The sequence below is a fragment of the candidate division WOR-3 bacterium genome, from assembly GCA_039802205.1.
GTDB lineage: Bacteria > Hydrothermota > Tepidihabitantia > SM23-42 > JAOAFX01 > JAOAFX01.
Window position 1 is genome coordinate 21,590 of sequence record JBDRWD010000029.1, and the last position, 9,367, is coordinate 30,956.

8 protein-coding genes are annotated in these 9,367 nt (G+C 42.0%); 6 read left to right on the top strand and 2 right to left on the bottom strand.

Annotated features, from left to right (window positions below; translation table 11 throughout):
- Window positions 1-19 precede the first annotated feature (19 nt).
- On the bottom strand, window positions 20-1,942 hold the full coding sequence (locus tag ABIL39_07265; GenBank protein MEO0165919.1) for a cache domain-containing protein: 1,923 nt from the start codon (window positions 1,940-1,942) through the stop codon (window positions 20-22).
- Between the two features lie 198 nt (window positions 1,943-2,140).
- Here ABIL39_07265 and topA point away from each other — a divergent pair, with 198 nt between their 5' ends.
- Genes topA through ABIL39_07295 form a run of 6 tightly spaced genes read left to right on the top strand, consistent with a single transcriptional unit; the run spans window position 2,141 to window position 8,707 of the window.
- Window positions 2,141-4,282: a type I DNA topoisomerase gene (gene topA, locus ABIL39_07270; GenBank protein ID MEO0165920.1), complete on the top strand. Its 2,142-nt coding sequence runs from the start codon at window positions 2,141-2,143 to the stop codon at window positions 4,280-4,282.
- A 7-nt stretch (window positions 4,283-4,289) separates the two neighbouring features.
- Window positions 4,290-5,123, top strand: a complete 834-nt coding sequence (locus ABIL39_07275) for a deoxyribonuclease IV (protein MEO0165921.1) — start codon at window positions 4,290-4,292, stop codon at window positions 5,121-5,123.
- Between the two features lie 45 nt (window positions 5,124-5,168).
- Window positions 5,169-6,293, top strand: a complete 1,125-nt coding sequence (locus tag ABIL39_07280; GenBank protein ID MEO0165922.1) for a hypothetical protein — start codon at window positions 5,169-5,171, stop codon at window positions 6,291-6,293.
- Complete coding sequence (locus tag ABIL39_07285) at window positions 6,294-7,124, top strand: hypothetical protein (GenBank protein ID MEO0165923.1); 831 nt, start codon at window positions 6,294-6,296, stop codon at window positions 7,122-7,124.
- 6 nt (window positions 7,125-7,130) lie between these two features.
- A complete protein-coding gene (locus ABIL39_07290; protein MEO0165924.1) occupies window positions 7,131-8,075 on the top strand; it encodes an acetyl-CoA carboxylase carboxyltransferase subunit alpha in 945 nt (314 codons plus the stop codon).
- Window positions 8,075-8,707 (top strand): DUF4388 domain-containing protein, encoded by a 633-nt coding sequence (locus ABIL39_07295; protein ID MEO0165925.1) that lies wholly within the window; start codon window positions 8,075-8,077, stop codon window positions 8,705-8,707. Before ABIL39_07290 ends, ABIL39_07295 begins: the two co-directional genes overlap by 1 nt.
- A gap of 105 nt (window positions 8,708-8,812) precedes the next feature.
- On the opposite strand, the gene ABIL39_07300 is transcribed toward ABIL39_07295, so the two are convergent.
- A partial coding sequence (locus ABIL39_07300) for a T9SS type A sorting domain-containing protein (GenBank protein ID MEO0165926.1) occupies window positions 8,813-9,367 on the bottom strand: 555 nt, incomplete at its 5' end.

Sequence of the window (9,367 nt, forward strand, 5' to 3'; positions counted from 1 at the left end):
TTTACCTAATGCGGAAATTCTAAAAGGGTAGTTTAACAACAAAAGTTGCTCCTTTACCCGGTTCACTAAAGACCTCAATTCTTCCATTATGGTCCTCAACTATCCGTTTACTGATGGAAAGTCCCAATCCAACACCATGGGTTAGCTCTTTTGTGGTGAAGAATGGTTCAAATATCTTTTTAAGATGTTCCGGTTTTATTCCTGGACCGGTATCAGAAATGGCGACATATACCATCTTCTCGTCAGGAGAAAGCCCGGTCCTGATCGATAAATCTCCCTTACCTTCCATTGCCTCTACCGCGTTCATTATTATATTTATCAAGACTTGCTGGATCTGCCCAGGGTCAAGATCAATATCCGGAAGATTTCTGTCCAACTCTAATTTTATATTAATATTCAAGAATATTGCCTGGGTTTTCAAAAGATTCAAAGTAGTTTCAATCAATTCGTTTATGGGAACCTTCTTTGTTTCGGGTTTTTTCTGCCGGGCAAAATCGAGTAAACCCTTAACAATGGTCTTGCATCTATGAGCTTCGTTATTAATCCGCACTAAATTCTTCCGATGTGGATGGTCTTCAGGCAAACCCTTTAACATCAGATCGCAATAAAGGAGGATACCTGTTAAAGGATTGTTTATTTCGTGGGCCACACCGGCGGCAAGCTGTCCGATGATGGCAAGCCGTTCGGCTTCAGCAATCGTTTGCTGGGCATACTTTTTTAGCTCCTCATCCCTCTTTTTAATAGAATCAATCATATACTGAAATGCTTTTGCCAAATCAGCAATCTCATCCTGGGTGGTAATATTAATCTTTTCTGGAAAATTACCTTTACCTATTTCGCGTGCGGCCTGTGTAATCTCGGCAATCGACCGGATAATCTTCCCTGATAAAAAATATGAAAAACCCGTTGCAATCAACATAAAAAAGCCAGTTAAACCGACAAAAAATAACACAAATTGATTGCGCATATCGGTATACTTTTTCTCAAGAATTCCCACATACAAAACTCCGATGATCTCTCCAGCAAAATTTTTTATCGGCTGGTAGGCAGTGATGTACCAATCCTTAACCACAAATGCCCTTGCCATCCACACCTGTCCTTTCTCCAGCACTGCCTCATACACCTCGCGCGAGATAAGAGTCCCTATTGCCCTTGAACCATCGGTATTCAAGACATTTGTAGAGACTCTGAGGTCACGCATAAAAATCGTGGAAGTCCCGATATCACGCCCCTTATATTGTTCGTTGAGGAAAACTGTGTTTTTAATCCGGTCGACGATATCAAAATTGTTGTTGATTAATTTGCCCGCATAAACAATACCAACCAGGTTTTCATTATCGTCAAGAATCGGTGCGGCACCTAAAATGACCAAACCCGATGTCTCAATACCAGTCCGTTGGAACTTTGCACGCGGGGTTGGTAAAATCGTAATCTCAGCCCTTTTTTTAAGTTCAGGATTTTCCTTCTGAAGTTGCTCACCTGATAATATTTCAGTAGCACAGAGAGGTATTTTCTTCCGCATCACTTCTTCAATTAAGGAATTAAAAAATGTATCCCCCCAAAGACTTGTATTTCCAGCCCGGGCAAAAACTATGCCATTAGCATCACAAACCGAAAGAAAATCTACCCTTTCGGATTTAAGAACCCGTTGCAGTTCCTCAATCATCTCGGTCGTTTTTTTCGCCATTAAGGCTCTTCGTAGAAAAAATCTGGTGCTCGTAAATTTACAAACATTTAAAATCTGGTTTGCAAACTGGTCATATATTTCGCGGGCGGAGTTGAGGTCGGCGCTCACCCGGTTTTGGGCTTGATTGATAATGCCTTGATTAATCATCATTATCCCGCTCAAAGTGCATAAGACACCCACCATCCCCACCGCAAGAAGATAACTGAAAATCAACCTCGTCCTTAAGGATCGGAAATTAAAAAATTTTCTCAGCACGAAAAATTATAGCCATACCCCGACTATGCGTCAAGGGCTCTAACTCGACTCTCTTCTGAAAAAGTGCTCAAATTTTAACTCTCGTGAAACATTATAACAAATCTGTAATCCCCTATTGCTTAAGCACCATGTTTCTTTCCTCTGTAAATAACCATTTTTAAACCCTTGACACAGGAAGAGAATTAGTTATAATGAAGCGTGAACAAAGGAAAAAAGGTCATCATCGTTGAGTCCCCAACCAAGGGTAGGACGATAAAGTCCTTTTTGGGTAAAGATTACACAGTTGTATCATCAAAAGGGCATATAAAAGATTTGCCCAAATCCGACCTGGGCATATCACTTGAAAACAATTTTGAACCGCGCTATATAAAAATAAAAGGAAAAGCCAAGGTTATAAATGAAATAAAAAAGGTATGTAAAAATTCTAGCAAAATATATATCGCTTCTGATCCGGATCGCGAAGGAGAAGCAATCGCCCAGCATATCGCCGAAGAATTAAATTCCAGTGCTCCGATTATCAAAAGGGCATTGTTCCACGAAATCACTCCAGAATATGTGAAGAAAGCCCTTCAAAATCCGGTTTCCATCAATCAGAATCTTGTCGATGCCCACAAGGCGCGCCGGGTTCTTGACCGGCTCGTAGGTTATTTCACCAGTCCTTTCCTCTGGAAGGTAATAAAATCAGGGCTTTCTGCTGGCAGAGTGCAAAGTGTTGCCCTGAGGTTAATATGTGAACGGGAAAAAGAGATCGAATCCTTCCAACCGACGCCTTATTGGAATATCATTGGTACCTTCACCACTTCAAAAAACGAAAAATTTGAAGCTGTGCTCTTCAAGATCGAAGGCACCCAGAGAAAGATTCTTTCTGAAGAAGAACTCAATAAGCTGAAAAACCTTCTCCAACCAGGGACTAAATTTAATGTCACTGCCTATAAAATCACCACCCCAGAGAAAGTGCCACCGCCTCCTTTTATTACTTCCACCCTCCAGCAGGAAGCCTCCCGTCAATACAACATCACTCCTAAAAAGGCGATGCAAATCGCCCAAAGTCTTTATGAAGGTGTGCAACTCCCTCAGGGGACAATCGGTTTGATCACTTATATGCGAACAGATTCTACCCGGGTGAACGAACAGGCGATTGAAGCGGTTCGTGAATACATTGATGGAAAATTTGGAAGTGAATATCTCCCCCGTGAACCCCGAAAATTTAAGGACCGCAAGACTGCCCAATCAGGTCACGAAGCGATAAGACCAACCCGGATAAACATCGAACCCGACGAAATAATCGAACATCTCACTCCAGATCAGTACCGGATATACAAGATGATCTTTGAACGTTTTGTTGCTTCACAAATGGCGAATGCGCGTTACGAACTAAAGGAAGCCTACCTTGAATACCAGGGGTTGGAATTCAAAGCCGAAGAGACGAAACCTATCTTCCTCGGTTATCAATTGCTCACCGGAGAAACAACTCAGAAAGGCTACCTCCCTAAACTCAAGGTAGGTGAAACTGTGGTTTTAGAAGAAATAAAAATCGAAGAGAAACAAACCACCCCATTACCCCGTTTTACAGAAGCCACATTGATTAAAAAATTGGAAGAGAATGGGATCGGTCGCCCATCTACTTACGCTCACATCATCCAAACCCTATTTGACCGGAAATACGTCGTTAAAGAAAACGGTAAACTCATCCCCACGGAACTGGGTAAAGAAGTGTATAACATCATTATTCCCAGATTCAATACCATATTTGAAATACCCTTTACCGCCCGAATGGAAGAAGAACTGGATCTGGTGGAAACAGGGAAAAAGAAATGGCAGGATGTGGTAAGGGAGTTCTATGAACCTTTCGTGGCAATAATCAACCAGGCCAACGCCGAGGCAGAGAATATAAAAAAGAACCTCCAGCAGACGAAGGATAAAAACTGTCCCCAGTGCGGACGCCCGATGGTCGTCCGCTGGGGCAAATACGGTAAATTCCTCGCGTGTTCCGGTTTCCCCGAATGCAAATATTCGGAAAATCTTGAAGTCCAGACCACGGATAAAAAATGCCCCAAGTGTGGGAAATCCCTTATCCTGAAAAAAGGTAAATTCGGCGAATTTCTTGCGTGTGGTGGTTACCCGGACTGTAAATATACCGAAAACTTGACCCACAATGTCCCCTGCCCAGTTTGTAATGGAACGATTCTCATTTATTCCAACAAAAAGGGCAAAATCTATAAGTGCAAGAATTGCGGTTACAATTCCTTTTACCCACCAATTGAACAAAAGTGCCCGGAATGCGGCAGGGGTATGGTTCTGAAAAAAGACAAACCTTTCTGCACCCAATGCAAAAAATAACCAGCTGATGAAATTAGGTTTCCATATCTCCATTGCTGGAGGTTTTAAAAATGTCTATCAACGGGCGAAAGCAGTTGAATGTGAAACAATTCAGCTCTTTTCCCGTAATCCTCGGAGTTGGAAATATAAAACAATACCCGTTGAAGACTCTTCAATATTCAAAGAACAAATAAAAAATGGTCAAATCTCTCCAGTCTTTATTCATACCCCTTATCTGATCAATCTCGGGTCTGAGCGGAGTTCATTATTCCAATATTCGCTTGCCTCCTTGATTGAAGAACTAAAAAGGGCGGAAACCCTCAATGCTGATTATCTGATAACCCACAGTGGGAAACATCCCGATGTCAAAACGGGTATCAAAAAGATGGCCCAGGCATTGACTGTTGCGCTGAGTGAAGTAAAAAACAAAATTATCGTCCTAATCGAAAATACTGCAGGCAGTGGAAATGAATTTGGTTATAAATTCGAACACCTCCGCGCGCTCTTGGATGAATTAGATCCATACCGAACTGGTATTGTCTTTGATACCTGCCATGCCTTTGCCGCTGGATATGAATTACGTACCGAGCAGGGTGTTGAAGAAACCATCAAAGTTTTGGATAACCTCATCGGTATCCAAAGGGTCCATCTCGTCCATTTAAACGATTCGCTTTGCGAATTAGGTTCAAGAAAAGACCGCCACTGGCATATCGGGAAAGGTAAGATTGGTTCAGGCATAAAGTTCATCGTCAACCATCCCGCCTTGAATCATCTACCTTTTATCATGGAGACCCCGCGCTCCACAGTTAAAGATGATTTAACAAATCTCAACACCGTTCGAAAAATGATAAGAAATCCTTGATTTTTTTCAGAAAATGGTTATAATTGAGATTCAAAGGAGGCCCCATTGGCACATGCTTATACTCCTGGACTGAAGGTACTTGCCTATACGGTGGTTGAGAAACAGAGACGTCTGCCTTTGCCCGGCGAAGTGCTGGTCAATGAAGGTGAAAGGGTTCACGCCGAACAGATTGTAGCCAAAACTTCCCTCCCGGGCAATGTTCAGACGGTAAATGTTGCTGGGTTATTGGGTATTCTACCCAATGAAATAGAAGAAGTTATGTTAAAAAAACCGGGCGACGAGATCCAGAAAGACGAAATAATCGCCCAGAGCAAGGGATTTTTTGGACTTTTCAAATCTTCGGTTAAAAGCCCAATTGGCGGTAAGATAGAAAGTGTCTCCAATATTACAGGACAGGTAATATTAAGAGAACCCCCGATTCCAGTGCAGGTGATTGCTTACATCGATGGTGAGGTGAGCAAAGTGTTTCCTAATGAAGGAGTGTTGATAAAAACCGAAGGTAGCTTTATCCAGGGGATATTCGGCATAGGAGGAGAAACAATTGGCGAATTAGCCCTGGCCGTGGACAAACCGGATGAGGTTCTTACTGTGCAGAATATCAATGAAAATTTCAAAGACAAAATAATAATAGGTGGCTCTCTGGTAACTTATGATGCCCTGGTAAAGGCGCGCGAGGTGGGTGCCCGTGGGGTCATCGTCGGAGGTATTGAAGATCAAGACCTGAAAAAATTCATGGGTTACGACATCGGGGTGGCAATAACCGGTTCGGAAAAAGTCGGACTGACTATCATCGTCACCGAAGGATTTGGAAAACTCAGAATGGCTGATCGCACATTTGGATTATTGAAATCACTCGTCGGGAAAAAAGCATCAATAAATGGGGCAACCCAGATTCGGGCCGGGGTTATGCGCCCAGAAGTGATTGTTCCGCTGGAAAAAGCCCCTGATAAAAAAATCTCCCATATCTCGACCGGTTCGGGTTTAGAAGTGGGCATGGCAGTGCGGATAATTAGAGAACCATATTTTGGAATGATTGGACGGGTTGTAGATCTGCCTATCCCTTTGGAGACGATTGAAACGGAATCAAAGGTCCGCGTTCTGGAAGTAGAATTGGAAAATGGAAATAGGGTTAAACTACCCCGGGCGAATGTTGAAATCATTGAGGAATAGATGATACCGCTCCTGATAATCTCAGCTGCCGGTATTTCTGGGCTCATTATGCCTCATTCGCCTAAAGGATTGTTGACATACTATTCAAGGGCAACCGGTACTGAGGCAATTTTTTATAATCCATCCCTTTTTATCGCGGACCAGAGCCGTTATACAGTAAACTTTTCCTATGCCCACCTGTATCAATCAATGAGAAATATGAATTTGGGTTTGGGAAGAAAATTCCACGATTTTAATCTGGGGGTAAATATCATGAACTTCGATTATGGTGATATTGAAGCCCATCCTGATTACCCAACCGGCGAGAGCACCGGATTTTATACGGGGAGCGATTTTTGTATAGGAATTTTGCTCTCAAAAAACTTTACCCAAAATGGAAGAATTGGTATCAAAACGAAATATATTTACGAAAATCTTTACATTTATTCAGGTGCCACCCTGGCTGTTGATTTTTCACTTGCTTATATGAATGAAATAAGTGGCTTGAGTTTGGGTGCAACAAACATCGGTGGAACCATAAAAATTGCCAATGAAACAGTTAATCTCCCGGCGAAATTGAGTGGGGGCTATTACCGAAAGTTCGGACTGCTAACCCTCAGTGGCGATCTCCATTATCTGGTAAATACCTCTTCCTTTGAATCATCCTTAGCAGCGGAGTTGGAACTCAGTAAAAAACTTATGACCGGATTCGCAATAAACTATCGTGATCAAGTGTTCCCCGGGTTTTACCTAGGTATCACTCATAATCTACTCCACATCAACTATGGTGCCTCTCTTTATCCTTACAATCTGGGTATGGTTAATAGTGTTGGTATTGGAGTTTCATTTTAATAAATCATGAATGGCGGACTCTACCTCGACTTTGAGAAACCGGTTATTGAACTAGAGAAAAAAATTGAAGAATTAAAGAAACTCAGTGGAGTGGAAGATGAAATTGAAAGACTCCAACAACAAGCGGAAAGACTTAAAAGGAAAATATTCTCCAATCTAACTCGCTGGCAGCGTGTTCAACTGGCACGCCACCCCCGACGTCCATATGCAGTGGATATCATCAATCTCATCACTAAAGACTTTATTGAATTACACGGCGACCGGCGGTTCAGTGACGATCCGGCAATCGTCGCTGGTTTAGCGAAAATTGATGAACATTCAATCGCAATTGTCGCCCAGCAAAAAGGTCGTGATACAAAAGAAAAAATTAGACGGAATTTCGGTATGCCCCATCCTGAAGGTTACCGCAAAGCCTTGCGAATAATGAAGATGGGAGAGAAATTTAACTTGCCAATTTTGAGTATTGTAGATACTCCCGGCGCGTATCCTGGAGTAGGTGCAGAAGAACGAGGTCAGTTTGAGGCAATTGCTTATAACCTTTTTGAATGTGCGCTCTTAAAAGTTCCCATCGTGGTGGTGATACTGGGTGAAGGTGGATCGGGTGGTGCTCTCGCAATCGCTCAAGGTGACCGGGTTCTAATGATGGAAAACGCAATCTACTCGGTTATTTCTCCTGAAGGTTGTGCTTCCATCCTATGGCGTGATGCTTCAAAAAATAAAGATGCTGCTGAGGCATTAAAATTAACTGCCCAGGATTTACTCCAGTTTGGTATTATTGATGAAATAATTCCCGAGCCTCTCGGTGGTGCTCATACTGACTATCAAAAGACTGCAGAAAATATCAAGGCTGCTGTGCTCCGTAATATTCAGGAACTCCAGATGATCCCTACTGACGAACTAATAACAAAAAGAATAGAAAAATATCGGAAAATGGGAGTATATAAAGAATAATGGCGCTTGAAGGTAATTTAGAAGATTTCGAACTGACCGATGTCTTCCAGTTGATCCAGTTGGGAGCCAAAGACGGCAGCCTCCGGATTCAAACCGCGAATGATGTCGGGGTTGTTTATTTCAAAGATGGAATGGTTGTCCACGCCAAAACAAATGTCCTCGTAGGAGAACATGCTATAGATGCCATACTGCAATGGCGCAAAGGTCGGTTTGTCTTCAAACCTGGAGAAGAAACATTAGAGAGAACAGTAGAATTACCAATCCAGCAAGTCATCCTCGATGCTGCACGCCGTATCGACGAGCTGAACAAAATTCAGCGCCTAATCCCCTCTTTTGATATGATTCCCAAAATCGTGGAAGTGCCTGATGCGGGTATTGAAAAGATCAATCTCCGTCCCGAAGAATGGAAGGTTCTGGCATTTGTCGATGGACATTTATCAATAAGAGAAATTTCCCAACGAGTTAAATTATCAGAATTTGAAACCGGTAGAATCCTTTATGGTCTGATATCATCAGGCCTTGTAAAATTAATTCAAGAGAAAACCAGTGAAAAACCAAAAACTGAGCCCACGTCAATTTCTGATGATGATGAAAAAAAAGGCGGTATCTTCGGCATATTCAAGAAGAAATAAATCTTAAATTTTCGATTCAAATTTCTCTACCTCCAAATTCACTTCTTCAATCAACTTCCTTAAAGAGATTTATCAGAGGAGAAAATCGTCGTCCCCTCTTCATTTTTATCTAAGCAACACTGCCTTCTCAATCTGCCTATAATCTCCAAATTCCAATCGCACAAAATAAATTCCAGGAGATAACATGCGCCCCAGATTATCACAGCCATCCCAGACAACCTGGTTAAATGGTTGAATGGTTAAATGGTTAAATTGCCTAACCACCCGACCTGAAACATCATGAATCTTTAATGAAATTTCGGATTGTGGATTGCGGATTGCAGAATTATTTGGAATTTGGAATTTAATCACGCAGTGGTTCCGGAATGGATTGGGAAAAATTATCAATGACGCCGATGGGTTAAAGGTTTCTACTCCAGGTTCTTCTATATCAACAAAATAGAAATTCAAATGTTTTTCCCATAAAGCACAAAGGGAAGGTGATAATTCACCTATAGGTGGATGATTTCCAAAAGACGCAGTCATCCAGTAGCGGACAGGCCAGAGACTATCAAAAGAATAAAAACCATTGCTGTTCGTGAAAGTAGTACAGCATTTACAAAAAGGTCCCTGGGTTATAATGCTATCATAAACAGTGGCAGTTACTCTGGCATTTTCAAT